This window comes from Pseudomonas sp. LAP_36 (genome assembly GCF_019456785.1).
GTDB lineage: Bacteria > Pseudomonadota > Gammaproteobacteria > Pseudomonadales > Pseudomonadaceae > Aquipseudomonas > Aquipseudomonas tritici.
Genome location: NZ_JAHZMS010000007.1, coordinates 147,965 through 169,109, shown reverse-complemented (window position 1 = coordinate 169,109; position 21,145 = coordinate 147,965). Strand labels below are relative to the sequence as shown.

Here is a 21,145-nt window from a genome sequence, read left to right as displayed (position 1 = left end):
TGCAATTGTCATGCTAAGTGGTTATGGCGCTGACGTGTGGGGATGTGGATACTGCCCGATTGATCAAAACGGACGAGGAGAGCAGATGAGCACCGTACGCTGGGGCATGATCGGCTGTGGCAGTGTCACTGAATTGAAGAGTGGACCGGCTTTCTACAAAGCGCCAGGTTCTGCGCTGGTGGCCGTGATGGGGCGCCGTGAAGCTGCTGTGCGTGATTATGCGGCACGCCACGGTATTGCACGCTTTTATACCGACGCCCAGGCACTGATCAACGACCCCGACGTTGACGCGGTCTACATCGCCACGCCGCCCGACAGCCACCTCGAATACAGCCTGATGGTGGCCGCAGCCGGCAAACATTGCTGCGTCGAGAAGCCCATGTCGCTGAATGCCGAGCAGAGCGCATTGATGCAGCGCACCTTCGAACGCGCCGGTTTGCATCTGTTTGTCTCCTACTACCGCCGCTCGCTGCCGCGCTTCCAGCGAGTGCGTGACTGGCTGCGGGACGGACGCATCGGTGAGCTGCGTCACCTGAGCTGGACCTTGTGCAAACCTGCGGGGGCCGACGACGCCAGCGCCGCCAACTGGCGTACCGACCCGACGATTGCCGGTGGCGGCTATTTCGCCGACCTGGCCAGCCATGGCTTCGACCTGTTCCAGTACCTGGCCGGGGACATCATCGAAGTCTCGGGCTTCACCGCGCGCCAGGCCGGGCGCTATGCGGCCGAGGATGCAGTGACGGCGTGCTGGACCTTCAGCTCCGGCGCGTTGGGCATGGGCTGCTGGAACTTCGTCGCGGACCGGCGTGAAGATGTGGTCGAGATGATCGGCAGTCGTGGGCGCATCCGGTTCTCGGTGTTCGAGGACCAGCCCCTGCACCTTGAGGGCGAGACCCATGAGGTGCTGGAAATACCCTGCCACGCGCATATCCAGTGGCATCACGTATTGGCCATGAATGCGCATATCCGTGGCGAAGCCGAGCATCCGTCATTGGCCATCGAAGCGTTGAAGACCGATCGGATCCTGGACAAGGTGCTACAACGTAACCCCCATCATCCTGGGTAGTCGCGATAGGGTTTTCTTTTTCCAAGGAACAGACCGATGAAATATTGGATGATGGTGTGGCTGGTACTCGCCACAAGTGCAGTGGCGTCCCCGCGTAGTCAAGGCACGCCGGGGGAGTTTGATTTCTACGTGTTGTCGTTGTCATGGTCGCCAACCTTCTGCCTCACGCACCCGGACAATGAACAGTGTTCGGGCAAGGGCTACGGCTTTGTGCTGCATGGCTTGTGGCCGCAGTACGCACGGGGAGGGTGGCCGGCTTCGTGCTCAGCGCAATCGCAGTTGAGTCGCGAAGAAATCGAAAAGGGTGCTGCACTGTTCCCGACCCGTTCACTGCTCAAACACGAATGGGCCAAGCATGGCACCTGCAGCGGGCTGGAGCCGCTGGCGTATCTGGAAAAAACCGACGACGCGCTGGGTGTGGTGACGATTCCGCAGCAACTGCAGCCGTTCAATACGCCGCCATCGCTGCAAGCCCGTGAGATCGAGGCGCTGTTTCGCGAGAGCAACCCGCGCATGGGCAACCATGGGCTGGCGGTGATCTGCAAAGGCAAGGTGTTGTCGGAAGTGCGCGTGTGCCTGACCAAGGACCTGGCTTTCGCCGGCTGCCCGCGCAGCGTCAAAACCCAGTGCCGCGCCGGCGATATCCGCATTCCCGCGCAGCGCTAGGGCAGCATCGCGACGCGGTAGCGCTCGTCAAAATCCTCGGCCAACTGCGCCAGCGTGACCTTGCCCAGGCGTTCCAGCAGCAACGCCTGGGCTTGCTCGAAAGCCCCCGTGAGTGCCGCATTGACGGCCTGTTCCACCAGGCACTCCGGATGATCGGTGGACAGGCCGATAGCAAACAGCGACGGCGTGCCCAGGGCGTTGTGAATATCCAGCAGGGTGATTTCACTCAAGGGCTTGCCCAGGCACCAGCCGCCCTGGTGGCCTTTTTCCGAGCGTACGTAACCCTTTTCCTTGAGCAGCCCGAGCGTGCGCCGCACCACCACCGGGTTGGTGCCGAGCATCTGCGCGATGGTCTCCGAGGTGGCGCGCTCTTCATGGCGGCCCATATGGATCAACACGTGGAGCATGCGCGAGAGGCGGGTGTCGTTTCTCATCAAGGGATCTCTGATCAATTCGGCGGAAAGTATCGTTTGTAACCTGAAAAGTTGCGAGACCCTTGACGGGGTATTTTCACGTAACTTATGGTGTGTCGTGAAAGCGCTCGGATAACCGAGGGCACCACCTGGGGTTACTTTCATGATGTACGACGTGATTATCGTGGGCGGCAGCTATGCCGGGCTGTCGGCGGGCCTGCAATTGGCGCGGGCGCGACGCCAGGTGCTGGTGATTGATGCAGGGCAGCGGCGCAATCGCTTTGCGGCCACGTCCCACGGTTTTCTCAGCCAGGACGGCCAGGCGCCGGCGGTCATCGCCGCGCAAGGGCGCAGCCAATTAATGGCGTATTCGACCGTCACCTGGGTGCAGGGCAATGCGGTGCAGGCGGTGGCGCAGCCGGAAGGTTTCAGTGTGCGCACCGAACATCACGCTACGTTTCACAGTAAGCGCCTGATCCTTGCCACCGGCGTGGTCGACGACTTGCCTGACATCGAAGGCCTCGAAGAGCGTTGGGGCAAGCACGTGTTCCACTGCCCTTACTGCCATGGCTATGAGCTGGACCAAGGCCGCATCGGCGTACTGGCCACATCACCCCTGGCCATGCACCACGCGCTGATGCTGCCCGACTGGGGCACCACCACCTTGTTCACCAATGCTGTGTTTACCCCAGATGCCGAGCAGCAAGCGCAGTTGGATCGACGTAGGGTCAGCGTCGAACACGGCGCTGTACGGCGCATCCGCGGTGAGCGCGCCGACCTGGAATTGGATGATGGCCGGGTGTTCGCCCTCGATGGCATCTTCACCATGGCGCGCACTCGCATCAGCCCATTGGCGGAGCAACTGGGCTGTGAGCGCGTCGATGGCCCGACCGGCCGTTATCTGCACACCAATGAAATGCGCCAGACCTCCGTGCCCGGTGTGTTTGCCGGTGGTGATGTCTCCCTTGCCGCCGGTTCCGTCGCGCTGGCCGTGGCCGAGGGCGTGCGTGCCGGCGTGGGCGCGCACTTCTCGTTGATCGACGGTTGAGGCGCCCAGACGGCACTGGCACCGCGCCGGGCACGTGAAAGCCCGGGATCGGGAGTTGTTTGTCAAATAAGCCGGCGGGGGGCATTTTCTTCAATACCGCCGCTGTTTTGCCCTTTACCGTGATGCCATCTGCACCCATCACCCTAAAAGGGAACCTCCATGAGCTTGATCATTTCCATGGCTGCCTTCGCCCTGGCGACCTCCATCACACCGGGGCCGGTGAATGTCGTCGCGCTTAGTACAGGCGCACGCTTCGGTTTTGCCGCCAGCCAGAAACACGTGCTTGGCGCCGCCGTGGGCTTTACGTTGCTGTTGGTGTTGATTGGCCTCGGCTTGCATCAAGTGCTGCTGCGTTGGCCGATCCTGACCCAGTTGATCCAGTGGGGAGGGGTGGCGTTTTTGCTGTACATGGCCTGGAAACTGGCGGTGGACGACGGCCGGCTGGACGCCGACGGCACGGCCACTGCGCCGTCGATGCTCTATGGCGCGATCATGCAGTGGCTCAATCCCAAGGCCTGGCTGGCCTGCGTGGCGGGGATGGGCTTGTTTGTGGCGGATGGCGATACCGCACAGGTCTGGCTGTTTGCGGCGATTTACCTGGTGATCTGTTACCTGTCGGTCGCTTGCTGGGCCTACGCCGGCACGTTCCTGCGTCGCTACCTCAGCAACCCCCAGGGCGTGCGGCTGTTCAACCGCTCGATGGCCGCGTTGCTGGTGGCCAGTGTGGGTTATTTGCTGATGGCTTGAGGCGGTCACGGTACTGCCCCGGCGTGGCGGCGAAATGCTGTTTGAACGCGCGCTGGAAATGCGCCTGGTCGGCAAAACCTGCGGCCAGGGCCACATCGGCGATCAGCTCGCCCTGGCGCAATTGCGTACGGGCGAACTGGATACGCTGGTTGACCAGGAAGGCATGGGGCGTCAGCCCGTAATACTGCTTGAAGGCGCGGATCAGGTAAGACGGCGACAACTCGGCCGCCGCGCAGATATCTTCCAGTTTCAACGCCAGGGTGCAGTGTTCGCGGATGTACTCGGCGGCGCGCTCCAGCTTGTGGTTGACCTCGCGTACCGGGGTGTCGGAGGGGTTGAGGCGCTGTTGCACCTCGGTGAAGTAACTCACCAGCGCGCTCTGTTTTTGCAGGTGTTCAGCCTGTTCGTCCACCAGTATTCGATACAACGCCAGCAGGCCGTTGTACAGCAGCGAGTCACGCGTGTAAGGCGTATCAAAGGGCCGGTAACCCTGGTCCGTGCTGAAACCCAGTTGGTGCTGCAGGTCGGTCAGCCAAGGCGTGTCGAGGTACACCATCTGGTAGGACCACGGTTCATTCTCGATGGGATTGCACGCGTGGACATCACCGGGGTTCATCAACACCACGGTGCCGGCGCTGATCTCAAAGGTTTGCGCGCCGTAGTGGTAGTAGCTCCTTCCGGTGGTGATCGCACCAATGGAAAAGTGCTCATGAGCATGACGGGTGTAGGTGACCTTGCGCCCGTCGTCGATGGTCCGCGCTTCAATGAACGGCAAGCGCTCATCACGCCAAAAGCGTGGTGCGTGTGCGGGGTGAGCGGTGGTGTTCAGCGACATGGCGGTGGTTCCATCCCTTGAAATCGAGGCAAGATCATTGCACAGACCGCCAGGGTCGTCAGCCCGCAAATCGGTCAAAAATGTGGGAGCGGGCTTGCTCGCGAATGCGTTCGATCAGTGAATACATCGTTGGCTGACACACCGAGTTCGCGAGCAAGTCGAAGCGTCGAACCGCCGCTCCCACATGTCTATCTGTGTGCGTCAGGTGGGTACGAGGAAGGCGGCTTCCAACAGTTGTCGAGTATAGGCATGCTGCGGATCGGCAAAAATCGCCCGCGCATCGCCTTGCTCCACCACCTGCCCGTGCTTGACCACCATCAACTGGTGACTCAACGCCTTCACCACCGCCAGGTCATGGCTGATAAACAGGTAGGTCAGGTTGTACTTGGCCTGCAAACTGCGCAGCAGTTCCACCACTTGGCGTTGCACCGTGCGGTCCAGCGCGGAGGTGGGTTCGTCAAGCAGGATCAGGCGAGGCTTGAGCACCAGCGCGCGGGCGATGGCAATGCGCTGGCGCTGGCCGCCGGAGAACTCGTGGGGGTAGCGGTGCCGGGAATCCGGGTCGAGGCCCACTTCCTTGAGCGCTGCGATGATCGCCGCTTCCTGCTCGGCGGCTGTGCCCATCTTGTGGATGCGCAGGCCTTCGCCGACGATCTCGCTGACGCACATGCGTGGGCTCAGGCTGCCGAATGGGTCCTGAAACACCACCTGCATTTCCCGGCGCAACGGGCGCACCTGTTGCTGGGTCAGTTGATCCAGTTGCTGGCCTTCGAAGCGAATCCCGCCCTTGCTGGCGATCAACCGCAGAATCGCCAGGCCCAGGGTGGATTTGCCCGAGCCACTTTCGCCGACGATGCCCAGGGTTTGCCCCTGGGGCAGGCTGAAGTTAATGCCGTCCACCGCCTTGACGTAATCGACGGTGTTGCGCAAAAAGCCCTTCTTGATCGGGAACCACACTTTCAGGTCATCGACTTCCAGCAACGGCGGGCCGACTTCATTGGTCGCCGGCCCGCCGCTGGGTTCAGCCGCGAGCAGTTCCTGGGTGTACGGATGCTGAGGTGATTGGAACAGCGTCTCGCAATCGGCCTGCTCAACGATGCAACCCTTTTGCATCACGCACACGCGATGGGCGATACGCCGCACCAGGTTCAAGTCATGGCTGATCAGCAACAGCGCCATGCCCAGGCGTGCCTGCAACGCTTTGAGCAATTCGAGGATCTTCAATTGCACCGTGACGTCGAGGGCGGTGGTCGGCTCGTCCGCGATCAGCAACTCCGGCTCGTTGGCCAGGGCCATGGCGATCATCACCCGCTGGCGCTGGCCGCCAGACAGCTCGTGGGGCAGGGCCTTGAGGCGCTTGTGCGGTTCGGGAATACCCACCAGCTCCAGCAGTTCCAGGGTGCGCAGGGTGGCGGCCTTGCCGGTGAGCCCCTTGTGCAGGCCGAGCACTTCGTTGATCTGCTTTTCGATGTTGTGCAGCGGGTTCAACGAGGTCATTGGCTCCTGGAAGATCATCGCAATGCGGTTGCCGCGAATGTGCCGCAGGCTTTTTTCCTGGAGCGTCAGCAGGTCTTGCCCGGCGTAGTTGATGGTGCCGGATGGGTGCCGCGCCAGCGGGTAGGGCAGCAAGCGCAGGATCGAGTGGGCGGTCACCGATTTGCCCGAGCCACTTTCGCCGACCAGGGCCAGGGTTTCGCCGCGCTTGATATCAAAGCTGACGTTGTTCACCACACGGTGGTGATGTTCGCCCGTGACGAACTCGACAGAGAGGTCGCGGATTTCGATCAGATTGTCCTGATTCATCTCATTTCCTCGGGTCGAAGGCATCGCGAGCAGACTCGCCGATAAACACCAGCAAACTCAACATGATCGCCAGCACGGCAAAGGCACTCATGCCCAGCCACGGCGCTTGCAGGTTGGATTTGCCCTGGGCCACCAGTTCACCCAGCGACGGCGAACCGGCCGGCAAGCCAAAGCCAAGGAAGTCCAGCGCGGTGAGGGTGCCGATGGCGCCGGTAAGAATGAACGGCATGAAGGTCATGGTCGACACCATGGCGTTGGGCAGGATATGCCGGAACATGATCGCGCCGTTCTGCATGCCCAAGGCCCTGGCCGCGCGCACGTATTCCAGGTTGCGTCCGCGCAGGAACTCGGCGCGCACCACGTCCACCAGGCTCATCCAGGAAAACAGCAGCATGATCCCCAGCAACCACCAGAAGTTGGGCTGCACGAAACTGGCGAGGATGATCAACAGGTACAGCACCGGCAACCCGGACCAGATCTCCAGGAAGCGTTGCCCGGCCAGGTCGACCCAGCCGCCGTAGAAGCCCTGCAACGCGCCGGCGATCACGCCGATGATCGAGCTGAGCACGGTGAGTGTCAGGGCAAACAGCACCGACACACGAAAGCCGTAGATCACCCGCGCCAACACATCGCGGCCCTGGTCGTCGGTGCCGAGCAGGTTGACGCTAGAGGGTGGCGCCGGAGCTGGCACTTTCAGGTCGTAGTTGATGCTCTGGTAGCTGAACGGGATCGGCGCCCACAAGGTCCAGGCATCCTTGGCCTTGAGCAGTTCCTGGATGTACGGGCTCTTGTAGTTGGCCTCCAGCGGGAATTCACCGCCGAACGTCGTTTCCGGGTAACGCTTGAGCGCCGGGAAGTACCAGCCGCCGTCATAGTGCACGGCCAGCGGCTTGTCGTTGGCAATCAGCTCCGCGCCCAGACTCAGCACGAACAGCACCAGGAACAGCCACAGCGACCACCAGCCACGCTTGTTGGCCTTGAACCGCTCGAACCGGCGGCGATTGAGGGGGGACAGGTTCATCTCAATGCTCCCGGCTGGCAAAGTCGATACGCGGATCGACCAGGGTGTAGGTGAGGTCGCCGATCAGTTTCACGATCAGCCCCAGCAAGGTGAAGATAAACAGCGTGCCGAACACCACCGGGTAGTCGCGGTTGATCGCCGCTTCAAAGCTCATCAGGCCCAGGCCGTCGAGGGAGAAGATCACCTCCACGAGCAAGGATCCGGTAAAGAAAATGCCGATAAACGCCGACGGGAAACCGGCGATCACCAGCAACATTGCGTTGCGGAATACATGGCCGTACAGCACGCGGTGGTTGGTCAGGCCCTTGGCTTTGGCGGTGACCACGTACTGCTTGTTGATTTCGTCGAGAAAGCTGTTCTTGGTCAGCAGGGTCATGGTGGCGAAGTTGCCGATCACCAGTGCGGTAATCGGCAGCGCCAGGTGCCAGAAGTAATCGAGGATCTTGCCGCCCCAGCTCAGTTCGTCGAAGTTGTTCGACGTGAGCCCGCGCAACGGGAACCAGTCGAAATAACTGCCCCCGGCAAACACCACGATCAACAGGATTGCAAACAGGAACGCCGGGATTGCATAGCCAACGATGATTGCCGAACTGGTCCATACGTCAAAATGGCTGCCGTGCCGTGTGGCCTTGGCGATCCCCAGGGGGATCGACACCAGGTACATGATCAGCGTGCTCCATAACCCAAGGGAAATCGACACCGGCATCTTTTCCTTGATCAGGTCGATGACCTTGGCGTCACGGAAGAAACTATCGCCAAAATCCAGCGTGGCGTAGTTCTTGACCATGATCCACAAGCGTTCCGGCGCCGATTTGTCGAAGCCGTACATCTTTTCGATTTCCTTGATCAGCGCTGGGTCCAGGCCCTGCGCGCCGCGGTAGCTGCTGGAGCCGGCCACCGAGACCTCGGCGCCGCCACCGGCTATGCGGCTGGTGGCGCCTTCAAAGCCTTCAAGCTTGGCGATCATCTGTTCCACCGGCCCACCGGGAGCGGCCTGGATGATGACGAAGTTGATCAGCAGAATTCCGAACAGCGTGGGGATGATCAGCAACAGGCGACGAAAGATATAGGCCAGCATTTAATCGCCTCCGCTCGCCGAATCGGCGCTCGTGTTTGTGCTTGTGTCTAGGGTGACAGCCGGTTTGACGTCGGGTTTTGCCCACCAGGTGGCGGTGCCGACGTCGTAGCGCGGCGGGACTTTGGGGTGACCCAGATGGTCCCAGTACGCCACGCGGAAGGTCTTGATGTGCCAGTTGGGAATCACGTAGTAGCCGAACTGCAGTACGCGGTCCAGGGCCTTGGCATGGGCCACCAGGCTTTTGCGCGAATCGGCGTCGATCAGCTCTTCCACCAGTTGGTCGACGGCCGGGTCCTTGAGGCCCATGTAGTTACGGCTGCCGGGTTTGTCGGCGCTTGAAGACTTCCAGAATTCCCGTTGTTCGTTACCCGGCGAGGTGGATTGCGGAAAGCTGCCCACCAGCATGTCGAAGTCCCGCGAGCGAATGCGGTTGACGAATTGCGAGACGTCAACCCGGCGGATCACCAGGTCGATGCCCAGGTCGGCCAGGTTGCGCTTGAACGGCAGCAGGATACGTTCGAACTCGGTCTGCGCAAGCAGGAACTCAATGGTCACCGGTTTGCCGGTGGTGTCGACCATCTTGTCATCGACAATGCGCCAGCCGGCTTCCTGCAACAGTTGGTAGGCTTCGCGCTGCTGTGTACGGATCATGCCGCTGCCGTCGGTTTTGGACGGTTCAAACGCCTGGGTGAAAACTTCGGGCGGGATCTTATCGCGCAGGGGCTCGAGGATTTTCAGCTCATCCGGGCCGGGCAGGCCGGTGGCCGCCATCTCCGAGTTTTCAAAGTAGCTGCGGGTGCGCGTGTAGGCGCCGTTGAACAGCTGTTTGTTGCTCCACTCGAAATCCAGCAGCAGGCTGATGGCCTTGCGCACGCGCACGTCCTGGAACATCGGCTTGCGCATGTTGAACACAAAACCTTGCATGCCGGTAGGGTTGCCGTTGGGGATCTCTTCCTTGATCAAACGGCCTTCTTTGACTGCCGGGATGTTGTAGGCGTTGGCCCAGTTCTTCGCGCTGAATTCCAGCCAGTAGTCGAACTGCCCGGCCTTCAAGGCCTCCAGGGACACGGTGCTGTCGCGGTAGTAGTCGGTGATGCGGTTATCGAAGTTGTAGAAACCTTTGGCGACCGGCAGGTCCTTGGCCCAGTAGTCTTTGACCCGCTCGTAGCGGATCATGCGCCCGGCCTTGACCTCGGCCACTTTGTACGGCCCGCTGCCCAGTGGTATCTCGAGGTTGCCCTTGGCAAAGTCGCGGGTCGCCCACCAATGCTTGGGCAATACCGGCAATTGCCCGAGGATCAGCGGCAACTCGCGGTTGTTGGTGCGCTTGAACTTGAACAACACCTTCAGTGGGTCTTCGGCGATCACTTCGTCGACGTCGGCGTAATAGGTGCGGTAGATCGGCGAGCCGTCCTTGATCAACTCCTGAAAGGTAAACACCACGTCTTCGGCGCGGATCGGGTGGCCGTCGTGGAAGCGTGCCTCGGGGCGCAGGTAGAAACGCACCCAGCTGTTGTCCGGGGCTTTTTCGATCTTGCCGGCGACCAGTCCATATTCGGTGATCGGCTCATCCAGGCTTTGCATGGCCAGGGTGTCGTAGATCAGGCCCAGGTTGTCGGCCGGCACGCCCTTGCTGATGTAGGGGTTGAGGCTGTCGAAACCGCCCATTGCCGACTCGCGGAACGTGCCGCCCTTGGGCGCTTGCGGGTTGACGTAGTCGAAGTGCTTGAAGTCGGCCGGGTACTTCGGCGGTTCGTTGTAAAGCGTCAGTGCATGTTGCGGAGCGGCATGGGCGGCGGTGCACAGCAGCAGGCTGCCGAGCAGTGCGTTGCGCAAATACATCATTGGGCTTTCTCCGAAGCTTTCAGCCACCATGCGCTCAGGCCCAGGGTATAGGGCGGCGTGGTGACAAAGGCGAACCGGTTGCGGTAGGCCAGGCGATGATAGTTGAGGTACCAATTGGGAATGCTGTAGTGCTGCCACAGCAACACGCGGTCCAGGGCACGGCCGGCGGCCAGTTGCTCTTCGCGGGTCTGCGCCGCCAGCAGTTGTTCCAGCAAGTGATCGACAATGGGGTTGTTGATGCCGGCGTAATTCTTGCTGCCCTTGATCGCGGCCTGGCTGGAATGGAAGTACTGCCACTGCTCAAGGCCCGGGCTCAGGGTCTGGTTGAGGGTGATCAGGATCATGTCGAAGTCGAATTGATCCAGGCGCTGCTTGTACTGGGCGCGGTCGACGGTGCGCAGGCGCGCGTCGATGCCAATGCTGATCAGGTTCTCGACATAGGGCTGCAGGATGCGCTCAAGGTTCGGGTTGACCAGCAGGATTTCGAAGCGCAGCGGTTGCCCATCCTTGTTCAGCAGGCGCTGACCCGATAGCTTCCAGCCGGCTTCACCGAGCAGGGTGAGCGCATGGCGCATCGTCTCGCGGGGGATGCCGCGACCATCGGTCTGCGGCAGGCTGAACGGCTGGGTAAGCAGGCTGGCCGGCAACTGCTCGCGGTACGGTGAGAGCATCAGCCACTCACGGCCGGTTGGAACACCGGTAGCGGCGAATTCGCTGTTGGGGTAGTAGCTCAAGGTGCGTTTATAGGCATTGCTGAAGAGGGTGCGGTTGGTCCATTCAAAGTCGAACATCAGCCCCAGTGCTTCGCGCACCTTGGTCTGGCTGAAGGTTGGCCGACGGGTGTTCATGAACAGGCCCTGGCTCTGGGTCGGGATCTGGTGGGCAATCTGCGCTTTGATCACATCGCCACGGTTCACCGCCGGGAAGTTGTAGCCATTGGCCCAGTTCTTGGCCTGGTGTTCGATATAGATATCGAATTCGCCGGCCTTGAAGGCTTCGAAGGCCACATCGCTGTCGCGATAGAACTCCACTTCGACCTTGTCGTAGTTATAGAAGCCCTGGTTGACCGGCAGGTCTTTGCCCCAGTAATCCTTGACCCGTTCGAACACCAGTTGCCGGCCTGGGCTGACTTTGCTGATGCGGTATGGCCCGCTGCCCAACGGCGGTTCGAAGGTGGTGGCCTTGAAATCGCGATTTTTCCAGTAGTGCTGGGGCAATACCGGCAACTCGCCCAGGCGCAGGATCAGCAGCGGGTTGCCGGCGCGCTTGAACACAAAGCGGATGCGGTGACGATTGAGGATGTCCACCCGCGCCACTTCCTGCAGGTTGGTGCGGTATTGCGGGTGGCCTTCGGTGAGCAGGGTGCGATAGGAAAACGCCACATCATAGGCGGTGATCGGCTTGCCATCGTGGAAGCGTGCTTCCGGGCGCAGGTTGAACACCACCCAACTGCGGTCCTCGCTGTACTCCACCGACTGGGCGATCAGCCCGTAGCTGGAGGTGGGTTCGTCGCCGGAGGGCGCGTACTGGCCGGTACCGACCATCAACGGCTCGTTCAGCTCATTTATGCCGTATTGCAGGAAATTGGGGGTGGAAACCGGGCTGGAGCCCTTGAAGGTATAGGGGTTGAGCGTATCGAAGGTGCCAAAGGCCATTACCCGCAATGTCCCGCCTTTCGGCGCTGCAGGGTTTACCCAGTCGAAGTGGGTGAATTTGGCCGGGTACTTGAGCCTGCCGAACTGCGTATACCCGTGGCTCTCGGTAATCGTCGCGTTCGCACCAAAGCTCAAGGCCAGACTTATTAGTAGAAGGAGGGGACGCTTCAAGTCAGAGATCCGATCCAGGCGGCTTGGGCTTTATGATCGGTACAGTAACAGCTTGTTCCGGTTGGAAAAAGGCCGTTGGGAAGGCCCTTTGAGGGCTGGCGCGGTATTGAATGGTGTGAAGATCAAATGTGGGAGCTGGCTCGCCTGCGATAACATCACCTGGGTGTCATTGATACACCGCGGTGTCTGCATCGCAGGCAAGCCAGCTCCCACACAAGCCAGCTCTCATGCGGCTTATCTTGGTCCGGAAACCACCAGCATCTGCCCCGGCTTGAGCGCCTGGCCAGTGCGTGGGTTCCAACGCTTGAGATGTTGCATCTCGACGTTGAAGCGCTTGGCGACGATATACAGCGAGTCGCCTTTCTTGACCTTGTATTGCACCGGCTTCTTGCTACTGGCTACCGCGCGGCGGGTGTCCTGCATCACCAGGGTCTGGCCGACCTTGAGGGCCTGGCCGTTGAGCTGGTTCCAACGTTGCAGGTCATGCACGTCGACCTTGTTGGCCTTGGCAATCAGCGTCAGATTGTCACCCGTACGCACCTTGTAGCTGCGGGTACGCCCGGCAACCCGTGCGGTCTCAACTTCGTCGAACACCTGCTTTTTCGGACGCATCGCCAGTAATTCTTCCGGCTTCATCGTCGAAAGGGTGCTGGTGAGCAGTTGCGCCTTGGAACTTGGCACCAGCAGATGCTGCGGGCCGTCCAGGGTGGTGCGCTGTTTCAGGGCCGGGTTGAGCTGGAACAATTCGTCTTCGTCGATCTCGGCCAGCGCGGCAACCCGTGACAGGTCCATGCTTTGTTTGACTTCAACCACTTCGAAGTACGGTGTGTTGGCAATCGGGTTCAGGTTGACGCCGTAGGCTTCCGGCGCCAACACTACCTGGGACAGCGCCAGGAACTTGGGCACGTAGTCCTTGGTTTCCTGGGGCAGCGGCAAGTTCCAGTAGTCGGTCGGCAGGCCGAGCTTCTCGTTGCGCTCGATCGCCCGGCTCACCGTACCTTCGCCGGCGTTATAGGCAGCCAGGGCCAGCAACCAGTCACCGTTGAACATGTCGTGAAGGCGGGTCAGGTAGTCCAGGGCGGCGGTGGTGGAAGCAGTGATATCGCGGCGGCCGTCGTAGGCGCGGGTCTGGCGCAGGTTGAAGTAGCGCCCGGTGGAGGGAATGAACTGCCACAGGCCGACCGCATCGCTGCGCGAGTAGGCCATTGGGTTATAGGCACTTTCAATCACTGGCAGCAGCGCCAGCTCCAGGGGCATGTTGCGTTCTTCAAGGCGTTCGACGATGTAATGAATGTAGAGGCTGCCGCGTTCGCCGGCGTTTTCCAGGAAGGAGGGGTTGCTGGCGAACCACAGGCGCTGTTGCTCGATGCGCGGGTTGACGCCTACGCCGTCCTGCAATTGAAAGCCGCGTCGCATGCGTTCCCAGACGTCTTGTGGGACTTCGGGAGCAGGCTTCTCTGAAAGCCAGATGACGGGTTTCTGTTTGATCTTGGCGGTAAGGTTTGGCTTGGGTTGCACGGTGGATTGTGCGGTGAAATTGTTTGATTGGCAGCCCGCCAGCGTGGCGGACACAGCCACCGCCACAGCTTGAGCCAGGCGGGTCAATGCGTCTGAATGGTTGGATTTACGAATAGATGACGACATTGGCTGGAAGTAAGTTCCGGGCAAAAATGTCGGGCGATTCTAGAAAGCGCTTTGGTTCCGGTCAACCATTCAGAAATTACGTATCAGATTGCTTCCTGTTAGAACTTATCTTTCCAGGCCCTCAAGCTAGCAAACACCTCGGCCCCAGAGCGGTTGTCGCGCCCATTCCGTTCGTCCGCTTTTTGTTTAACGGATGTTTCAGAGGTGCGCAGAAAGGGGTTGGTGCGCCTTTCCAGGGCCAGGTTGGAAGGCAACGTGATCTCGCCGCGGGCCCGCAGTTGAAGGACGTTTTCCACGCGTTCGGCGATATCGGCGTTGTGGGGTTCCACCGCCTGGGCAAACTTGAGGTTACTTTGTGTGTATTCGTGGGTGCAGTACACCAAGGTATCGGCAGGCAGCGCGGCCAGACGCTCAAGAGAGGTATACATCTGTTCTGGCGTGCCTTCGAACAGGCGCCCGCAACCGGCGGCGAACAGGGTGTCGCCACAAAACAGCACGCCTGGGTGATAAAAGGCGATATGGCCCAGCGTATGGCCAGGCACTGTATAAATGTCGAAGTCCCAGCCGAGCACCGTGATGCGGTCATTGTCGTTCAACGCTACGTCCCGCGCCGGGATCATCTCGTTGGCCGGGCCGTAGACCTTGGCGTCGGTAGCACCTTTGAGCTGTTCGACACCGCCGACATGATCATGGTGATGATGGGTAATCAGGATGTCGCTGAGGGCCCAGCCAGGGTTTTGCTCGAGCCAGGCCAGTACGGGCGCGGCGTCGCCGGGGTCGACCACGGCGCAGCGCTGGGTGCGGGGGTCTTGTAACAACCAGATGTAGTTATCGGTGAAGGCGGGCAGGGCAGTGATCTGTATCATTCTTCGATTCGCCAAGCTGAACACATTGGTGCATCTTAGAACGTCTAGGCGAGTTGGAGAATGCAATGACTGATAAAGCGTTCGCCCAGGCCGATCCTGAGTGGCTGGCCCTGATCAGCGCAGCCCGTGAATGGCTGTCCGGACCCATCGGGCAATTTCTGCTGGACGAAGAACGGCGCATGCTCGAAGACGAGTTGGGCCGGTTCTTTGGTGGCTACCTGGTGCATTACGGACCATCAGCCGAAACGCCACCCACCGCGCCCCAGGTGCAACGCAATGTGCGCCTGGGCGCACCGCTGCCGGGGGTGGAGATTGTGTGCGAGGAACAGGCCTGGCCGTTGAGCGAGCACGCCGCCGACGTGGTGGTGTTGCAGCATGGCCTGGATTTCTGCCTGTCACCCCACGGTTTGTTGCGCGAAGCAGCGAGCAGTGTGCGCCCCGGTGGCCATTTGCTGATTGTGGGCATCAACCCCTGGAGCAGTTGGGGCCTGCGCCATGTGTTTGCCCATGACGGCCTGCGCCAGGCGCGCTGCATCTCGCCGCAACGGGTGGGGGACTGGCTGAACCTGCTGGGCTTCGCGCTGGAGAAACGCCGCTTCGGGTGCTATCGTCCGCCGCTTGCTTCGACCAAGTGGCAAGGCCGCCTGGCTGGCTGGGAGCGCCGCGCAGGTGCCTGGCAGCTGTCGGGCGGCGGCTTCTATTTATTGGTCGCACGCAAGATCGTGGTCGGGCTGCGGCCGGTGCGTCAGGTACGTCGCGAGCCTATCGGCAAGCTGGTGCCGATGCCGCTGGCCAAGGTCAGCCGTGAGCAAAGCGATACGTAACTTCTTTTTTGAATTCAGACCGAGCAACCGATGACCGATAGCGTAGAACTCTTCACCGATGGCGCCTGCAAGGGCAACCCGGGCCCTGGCGGCTGGGGCGCACTGCTGGTGTGCAAGGGCGTGGAGAAGGAATTGTGGGGCGGTGAACCCAACACCACCAACAACCGCATGGAGCTGATGGGCGCCATTCGTGGCCTGGAAGAACTCAAGCGCCGCTGCAACGTGCTGCTGGTGACCGACTCGCAGTACGTGATGAAGGGCATCAACGAGTGGATGGTCAACTGGAAGAAGCGTGGTTGGAAGACCGCGGCCAAGGAACCGGTTAAAAATGCTGACCTGTGGCAACTGCTCGATGAGCAATGCAATCGCCACGACATCACCTGGAAGTGGGTGCGTGGTCACATTGGCCACCCTGGCAACGAACGTGCCGACCAACTGGCCAACCGTGGCGTGGACGAAGTGCGCGGCTACAAGCAGAGCTGATGCCGGCTCACGTGTTAACATCGCGCCCTTTGATTCACACCACACCGTTGAGAGCTGAACCCTGATGGCCATCCGATCTGTTGTACTCGATACCGAAACCACCGGCATGCCGGTGACTGACGGCCACCGGATCATTGAAATCGGCTGTGTCGAACTGATGGGCCGCCGCCTCACCGGGCGTCACTTCCACGTCTACCTGCAACCGGACCGGGACAGTGACGAAGGCGCGATCGGCGTCCACGGCATCACTGACGAATTCCTCAAGGGCAAGCCGCGCTTTGCCGAAGTCGCCGATGAGTTTTTCGATTTCATCAATGGCGCCCAGCTGATCATCCATAACGCAGCGTTCGACGTCGGCTTCATCAATAACGAGTTTGCCCTGATGGGGCAGACGGATCGCGCCGACATCTCCAAGCACTGCTCGATCCTCGACACCCTGATGATGGCCCGTGAGCGTCACCCGGGCCAACGCAACAGCCTCGATGCCTTGTGCAAACGTTATGGCGTCGATAACTCCGGCCGTGAACTCCACGGCGCCTTGCTCGACTCCGAGATCCTCGCCGACGTTTACCTGACCATGACCGGCGGGCAGACCAGCCTGTCCCTGGCCGGCAATGCGTCCGATGGCAATGGTTCGGCGGAAGGTTCGGGCAACCGCCCTTCGGAAATCCGCCGCTTGCCGGCGGATCGCAAGCCGACCCCGATTATCCGCGCCAGTGAGCAGGACCTGGCCGAGCACGCGGCGCGGTTGGAAGCGATTGCCAAGTCGGCGGGTGCGCCGGCGTTGTGGACCCAGCTGACCCAGCAATAACCCCAAGACTGAACACGGTCCAATGTGGGAGCTGGCTTGCCTGCGATAGCCATAGGTATCTACACATCTAGCGCAGAGCCTCGGCGTAGCAGCTGTCGAGCCTTGGCGAGGCTGCGTCAGCGGTGTGTCAGACAGACCGCAAACGCAGCCTCGCCAAGGCTCGACAGCTGCTACGCAATATCACATTTAGAATGTGTAGATACCTATGCTGCGATAGCGGTGGGCCAGCTGGCCTGACTGTTGCTGATACACCGCCATCGCAGGCAAGTCAGCTCCCACGCTTGATCTCCATTGCTTTCAAAATCTTCATTCGCGTCATCGCCCCCAAGCTTCTACCCTTGAGTGCATAGCCCTCAGGACTCCACGCCCCCATGTACAAAGACCTGAAGTTCCCCATCCTCATCGTGCACCGCGACATCAAGGCCGACACCGTCGCCGGTGACCGGGTCCGAGGTATCGCCCGGGAGTTGGAACAAGAGGGCTTCAGTATCTTTTCCGCCGTGGACTACGCCGAAGGCCGGCTGGTGGCTTCTACCCATCATGGCTTGGCCTGCATGCTGATCGCCGCCGAAGGTGCTGGCGAGAACACCCACCTGCTGCAAAACATGGTCGAACTGATCCGCCTGGCGCGGTTACGGGCGCCGAACCTGCCGATCTTTGCCTTGGGCGAGCAAGTCACCCTGGAAAACGCGCCGGCCGACGCCATGAGCGAACTCAACCAACTGCGCGGCATTCTCTACCTGTTCGAAGACACCGTGCCGTTCCTTGCCCGGCAAGTCGCCCGCGCGGCCCGCACTTACCTGGATGGCCTGTTGCCGCCGTTCTTCAAAGCGTTGGTGCAACACACCGCCGACTCCAACTATTCCTGGCACACCCCCGGCCATGGCGGTGGCGTGGCCTATCGAAAAAGTCCGGTGGGGCAGGCGTTTCATCAGTTTTTTGGGGAAAATACCCTGCGCTCGGACCTGTCCGTCTCGGTGCCGGAACTGGGCTCGCTGCTGGATCACACCGGCCCGCTGGCCGAAGCCGAAGCCCGCGCGGCACGCAATTTTGGCGCCGACCACACCTTCTTCGTGATCAACGGCACGTCCACCGCCAACAAAATCGTCTGGCATTCCATGGTCGGCCGCGATGACTTGGTGCTGGTAGACCGCAACTGCCACAAGTCGGTGTTGCACTCGATCATCATGACCGGCGCGATCCCGTTGTACCTGTGCCCGGAGCGCAACGAACTGGGGATCATCGGGCCGATTCCCCTGAGCGAATTCAGCCCCGAGTCGATCCGCGCCAAGATCGACGCCAGCCCGCTGACCCGTGGCCGAGCGCCGAAGGTCAAGCTTGCGGTGGTCACCAATTCCACCTACGACGGCCTGTGTTACAACGCCGAGCTGATCAAGCAGCAATTGGGCAACAGCGTCGAGGTGCTGCACTTTGACGAAGCCTGGTATGCCTATGCGGCGTTTCACGAGTTCTTTGCCGGGCGCTACGGCATGGGTACGTCGCGCACGCCGGACAGTCCGTTGGTGTTCACCACTCACTCCACCCACAAACTGCTGGCAGCCTTCAGCCAGGCCTCGATGATCCACGTGCAGGACGGCGGTGCGCGCCAGCTGGACCGTGATCGTTTCAACGAAGCGTTCATGATGCATATCTCAACCTCGCCGCAATACAGCATTATCGCTTCGTTGGACGTGGCTTCAGCGATGATGGAAGGCCCGGCCGGGCGCTCGCTGTTGCAGGAAATGTTCGACGAAGCCTTGAGTTTCCGCCGTGCCCTGGCCAACCTGCGCCAACACATTGCCGCCGAGGACTGGTGGTTTTCCATCTGGCAGCCGCCGTCGGTGGCGGGTATCGATCGGGTGGTGACCGCCGATTGGCTGTTGCATCCTCAGGACGATTGGCATGGCTTTGGTGATGTGGCCGAGGACTACGTGCTGCTGGACCCGATAAAAGTGACACTGGTGATGCCCGGCCTGACCGCCGGCGGCGCTCTGAGCGACTGCGGGATTCCTGCTGCGGTGGTCAGCAAATTCCTGTGGGAGCGTGGCCTGGTAGTGGAAAAAACCGGGTTGTATTCCTTCCTCGTGCTGTTCTCCATGGGTATTACCAAAGGCAAATGGAGTACCCTGCTCACCGAATTGCTGGAGTTCAAGCGCAGTTACGACGCCAATGTCAGCCTGGCCAATTGTTTGCCATCGGTCTTTGCACAAGGGCCGGCGCGCTATCAGGGCCTGGGTTTGCGCGACCTGTGCGATCAATTGCACAGCTGTTATCGCAGCAATGCCACCGCCAAACACCTCAAGCGCATGTACACGGTGTTACCGGAAATTGCGATGAAACCGGCCGACGCCTACGACCAATTGGTAAGAGGTGAAGTCGAAGCGGTATCGATTGACGCCTTGCCAGGGCGCATCGCAGCAGTAATGCTGGTGCCGTATCCACCTGGCATTCCATTGATTATGCCGGGCGAGCGGTTTACCGATTCTACGCGCTCGATCATCGACTACCTGGCCTTTGCCCGGACGTTCGATAGCAGTTTTCCCGGTTTTGTCGCCGATGTTCATGGGTTACAACACGAAGATGACGGCAGTGGTCGTTGTTACACCGTCGATTGCATCAAGGGTTAAGAATGTTTATGCAAGCTGTAATGAACCCGAAGTATCCGGGGCTCAGTGTACGGGTCGCTGACGAAGGTTTTGATGCCTACGTGTGGGGCAATGACTTCAGCTTTGAGGTCAGCGCCTATGGGCAGCCGCAGATGGGCGCGCGGGTCGATCAATGGCCCGTGGAGCGCATCGTGCCGTACCGCAAGTGCTATGGCATTGATCCGGAGGAGTTCGCCAGTTTTCGCGATGCGCCCGACAGCGCGATCTTCATGGCCTACCTGGACGACCGCCCGGTCGGGCATATCGTGGTCAGTACCAATTGGAACGGCTATGCCCATGTCGATGAACTGGCGGTGGTCTTGCCCGCACGGCGTCATGGGGTGGCCAAGGCATTGCTGGATGTGGCGCAGTTCTGGAGCCGCAAGAAAAACCTGCCCGGCATGATGCTGGAAACCCAGAACAACAACCTCGGCGCCTGCCGTTTGTATGAACGTTGTGGCTACGTAATGGGGGGCATTGACCACCTGCGCTATCGCGGCATCGATCCGCAAACCCGCGAAGTGGCGATCTTCTGGTATCGGTTATTCAAAAGCGAAGTCAAATAGGCTTAGCCCACCAACAGGCCTTCAGCCTTCTGCGTCACGATCTCCAGCAGTGCATTCAGCGCCGGGGAAGTCACGCCATCCTTGAGGGTCAGCGCATACAGGTTGACCATGATCGGCGGCGACACCGGGCACGCATCCAGCCCGGCTTCACGCGCGCCAAACGCGGTGAACGGGTCAACCACCGCCAAGCCTTCTCCCGCTTCCACCATGCTGCGCATCATTTGATAGGTCTGTACGCGCGTCTGCACCACCGGCAGCGGGCGCAACGCTTGCAGCTTGGCGTCCAGCTGGCGGCTGAGCGGGTCCTGGCCCTCCAGGCCAATCATCGATTGCCCCGCCAGGTCCTGCAGCGCGATGTACTTTTGCTTGGGTTTGAGCCAGCCATGGGGGGCGAGCAATTGCAGCTTGCCCTGGGCCAGTACGGTGCTGTGGATCTGTGGGTGTTCCGGGTCATGCAGGCTTAAACCGACGTCAGCCTCGTGCAGCAGCAGGCTCCTGACGATCTCCCGTGTCGGCTGGCTCGACAGGTTGCACGGTGTGTCCTGGAAGCGTCGGCGCAGCACCGCAATACTGTGCGGCAACAGTTGGTTGGCCAGGGGCGGCGTGCACAGGGCGCGGAGGGTCGGGGCGCGATGGTGTTTCAAGCGACTGGCCAGGCGTTGCACCGGCTCCAGCGCCTCGTACACATGGGCGATTTCCGCCTGCAGCTCCAGGGTTTCCCGCGTCGCCTGCAATCGCCCACGGACGCTGGCGAACAGCATAAAGCCCAATTGCGCCTCGGCTTCCTTGAGCGCCGCGTCCACGTCGCCCACGGGGAGTTGCAACCACTCGGCGGCCAAGCCTGGGTGTCCGGTCTGCAAGATGGCCTGAATCACTTCGATATGACGTAAACGCATCGCCGGAGTCTATGTGCAGCGCGCCGCGTATTCAATAGAATGGCTACACTGATCATCAATGA

General features: G+C 60.7%; 19 protein-coding genes. 9 read left to right on the top strand and 10 right to left on the bottom strand.

The genetic code is table 11. The features are described 5' to 3' along the window. Positions 1-85: 85 nt before the first annotated feature. Complete coding sequence (locus JBO08_RS21630; RefSeq protein WP_065876122.1) at positions 86-1,066, top strand: Gfo/Idh/MocA family protein; 981 nt, start codon at positions 86-88, stop codon at positions 1,064-1,066. Positions 1,067-1,102: 36 nt separating this feature from the next. Then, positions 1,103-1,732, top strand: coding sequence for a ribonuclease T2 family protein (locus JBO08_RS21625; RefSeq protein WP_220074929.1), 630 nt, complete (start codon positions 1,103-1,105; stop codon positions 1,730-1,732). Here the strand turns inward: JBO08_RS21625 and JBO08_RS21620 are convergent. Beyond that, positions 1,729-2,166 (bottom strand): Rrf2 family transcriptional regulator, encoded by a 438-nt coding sequence (locus tag JBO08_RS21620; protein ID WP_049708692.1) that lies wholly within the window; start codon positions 2,164-2,166, stop codon positions 1,729-1,731. The genes JBO08_RS21625 and JBO08_RS21620 overlap by 4 nt on opposite strands. A 142-nt stretch (positions 2,167-2,308) precedes the next feature. On the opposite strand from JBO08_RS21620, the gene JBO08_RS21615 reads away from it, so the two are divergent. Together JBO08_RS21615 and JBO08_RS21610 are read left to right on the top strand one after the other, a co-directional pair. Further along, complete coding sequence (locus JBO08_RS21615) at positions 2,309-3,193, top strand: NAD(P)/FAD-dependent oxidoreductase (RefSeq protein ID WP_065891246.1); 885 nt, start codon at positions 2,309-2,311, stop codon at positions 3,191-3,193. 159 nt (positions 3,194-3,352) lie between these two features. Then, positions 3,353-3,940 carry a LysE family translocator gene (locus JBO08_RS21610; protein WP_049708689.1) on the top strand — a complete coding sequence of 196 codons (588 nt, stop codon included), beginning with the start codon at positions 3,353-3,355 and terminating at the stop codon, positions 3,938-3,940. Here the strand turns inward: JBO08_RS21610 and JBO08_RS21605 are convergent. The 8 genes from JBO08_RS21605 to gloB all read right to left on the bottom strand — a co-directional run bounded on the left by JBO08_RS21605 (position 3,882) and on the right by gloB (position 14,858). After that, positions 3,882-4,775 carry an AraC family transcriptional regulator gene (locus JBO08_RS21605; protein ID WP_065891247.1) on the bottom strand — a complete coding sequence of 298 codons (894 nt, stop codon included), beginning with the start codon at positions 4,773-4,775 and terminating at the stop codon, positions 3,882-3,884. The two genes, JBO08_RS21610 and JBO08_RS21605, sit on opposite strands and share 59 nt — an antisense overlap. Positions 4,776-4,976: 201 nt before the next feature. After that, the gene (locus JBO08_RS21600; RefSeq protein WP_220074928.1) at positions 4,977-6,578 is read right to left on the bottom strand and encodes an ABC transporter ATP-binding protein; all 1,602 of its coding nucleotides are present in this window, start codon (positions 6,576-6,578) and stop codon (positions 4,977-4,979) included. 1 nt (position 6,579) lies between these two features. Further along, positions 6,580-7,599 (bottom strand): ABC transporter permease, encoded by a 1,020-nt coding sequence (locus JBO08_RS21595; protein WP_049708686.1) that lies wholly within the window; start codon positions 7,597-7,599, stop codon positions 6,580-6,582. 1 nt (position 7,600) lies between these two features. Then, positions 7,601-8,677, bottom strand: a complete 1,077-nt coding sequence (locus JBO08_RS21590; protein ID WP_049708685.1) for a microcin C ABC transporter permease YejB — start codon at positions 8,675-8,677, stop codon at positions 7,601-7,603. Next, on the bottom strand, positions 8,678-10,522 hold the full coding sequence (locus tag JBO08_RS21585) for an extracellular solute-binding protein (protein ID WP_065881667.1): 1,845 nt from the start codon (positions 10,520-10,522) through the stop codon (positions 8,678-8,680). Then, the gene (locus tag JBO08_RS21580) at positions 10,519-12,348 is read right to left on the bottom strand and encodes an extracellular solute-binding protein (protein ID WP_220074927.1); all 1,830 of its coding nucleotides are present in this window, start codon (positions 12,346-12,348) and stop codon (positions 10,519-10,521) included. Before JBO08_RS21580 ends, JBO08_RS21585 begins: the two co-directional genes overlap by 4 nt. Positions 12,349-12,582: 234 nt before the next feature. After that, a complete protein-coding gene (locus JBO08_RS21575; protein WP_065876130.1) occupies positions 12,583-13,992 on the bottom strand; it encodes a lytic transglycosylase domain-containing protein in 1,410 nt (469 codons plus the stop codon). A gap of 98 nt (positions 13,993-14,090) precedes the next feature. Further along, complete coding sequence (gene gloB, locus JBO08_RS21570; protein ID WP_065876131.1) at positions 14,091-14,858, bottom strand: hydroxyacylglutathione hydrolase; 768 nt, start codon at positions 14,856-14,858, stop codon at positions 14,091-14,093. Between the two features lie 65 nt (positions 14,859-14,923). Here gloB and JBO08_RS21565 point away from each other — a divergent pair, with 65 nt between their 5' ends. The 5 genes from JBO08_RS21565 to JBO08_RS21545 all read left to right on the top strand — a co-directional run bounded on the left by JBO08_RS21565 (position 14,924) and on the right by JBO08_RS21545 (position 20,187). Beyond that, a complete protein-coding gene (locus tag JBO08_RS21565) occupies positions 14,924-15,682 on the top strand; it encodes a class I SAM-dependent methyltransferase (protein ID WP_065876132.1) in 759 nt (252 codons plus the stop codon). Between the two features lie 30 nt (positions 15,683-15,712). Further along, positions 15,713-16,165 carry a ribonuclease HI gene (gene rnhA / locus JBO08_RS21560; protein ID WP_010210917.1) on the top strand — a complete coding sequence of 151 codons (453 nt, stop codon included), beginning with the start codon at positions 15,713-15,715 and terminating at the stop codon, positions 16,163-16,165. A 70-nt stretch (positions 16,166-16,235) separates the two neighbouring features. Next, the gene (gene dnaQ, locus JBO08_RS21555; RefSeq protein WP_175403081.1) at positions 16,236-16,976 is read left to right on the top strand and encodes a DNA polymerase III subunit epsilon; all 741 of its coding nucleotides are present in this window, start codon (positions 16,236-16,238) and stop codon (positions 16,974-16,976) included. Between the two features lie 371 nt (positions 16,977-17,347). Continuing rightward, the gene (locus JBO08_RS21550; protein ID WP_065946421.1) at positions 17,348-19,603 is read left to right on the top strand and encodes an Orn/Lys/Arg decarboxylase N-terminal domain-containing protein; all 2,256 of its coding nucleotides are present in this window, start codon (positions 17,348-17,350) and stop codon (positions 19,601-19,603) included. Positions 19,604-19,611: 8 nt separating this feature from the next. Then, on the top strand, positions 19,612-20,187 hold the full coding sequence (locus tag JBO08_RS21545; protein ID WP_065876146.1) for a GNAT family N-acetyltransferase: 576 nt from the start codon (positions 19,612-19,614) through the stop codon (positions 20,185-20,187). A gap of 2 nt (positions 20,188-20,189) precedes the next feature. Here JBO08_RS21545 and JBO08_RS21540 read toward each other — a convergent pair whose 3' ends face one another. After that, positions 20,190-21,083 carry a LysR substrate-binding domain-containing protein gene (locus JBO08_RS21540; RefSeq protein WP_220074926.1) on the bottom strand — a complete coding sequence of 298 codons (894 nt, stop codon included), beginning with the start codon at positions 21,081-21,083 and terminating at the stop codon, positions 20,190-20,192. Between the last annotated feature and the right edge of the window lie 62 nt (positions 21,084-21,145).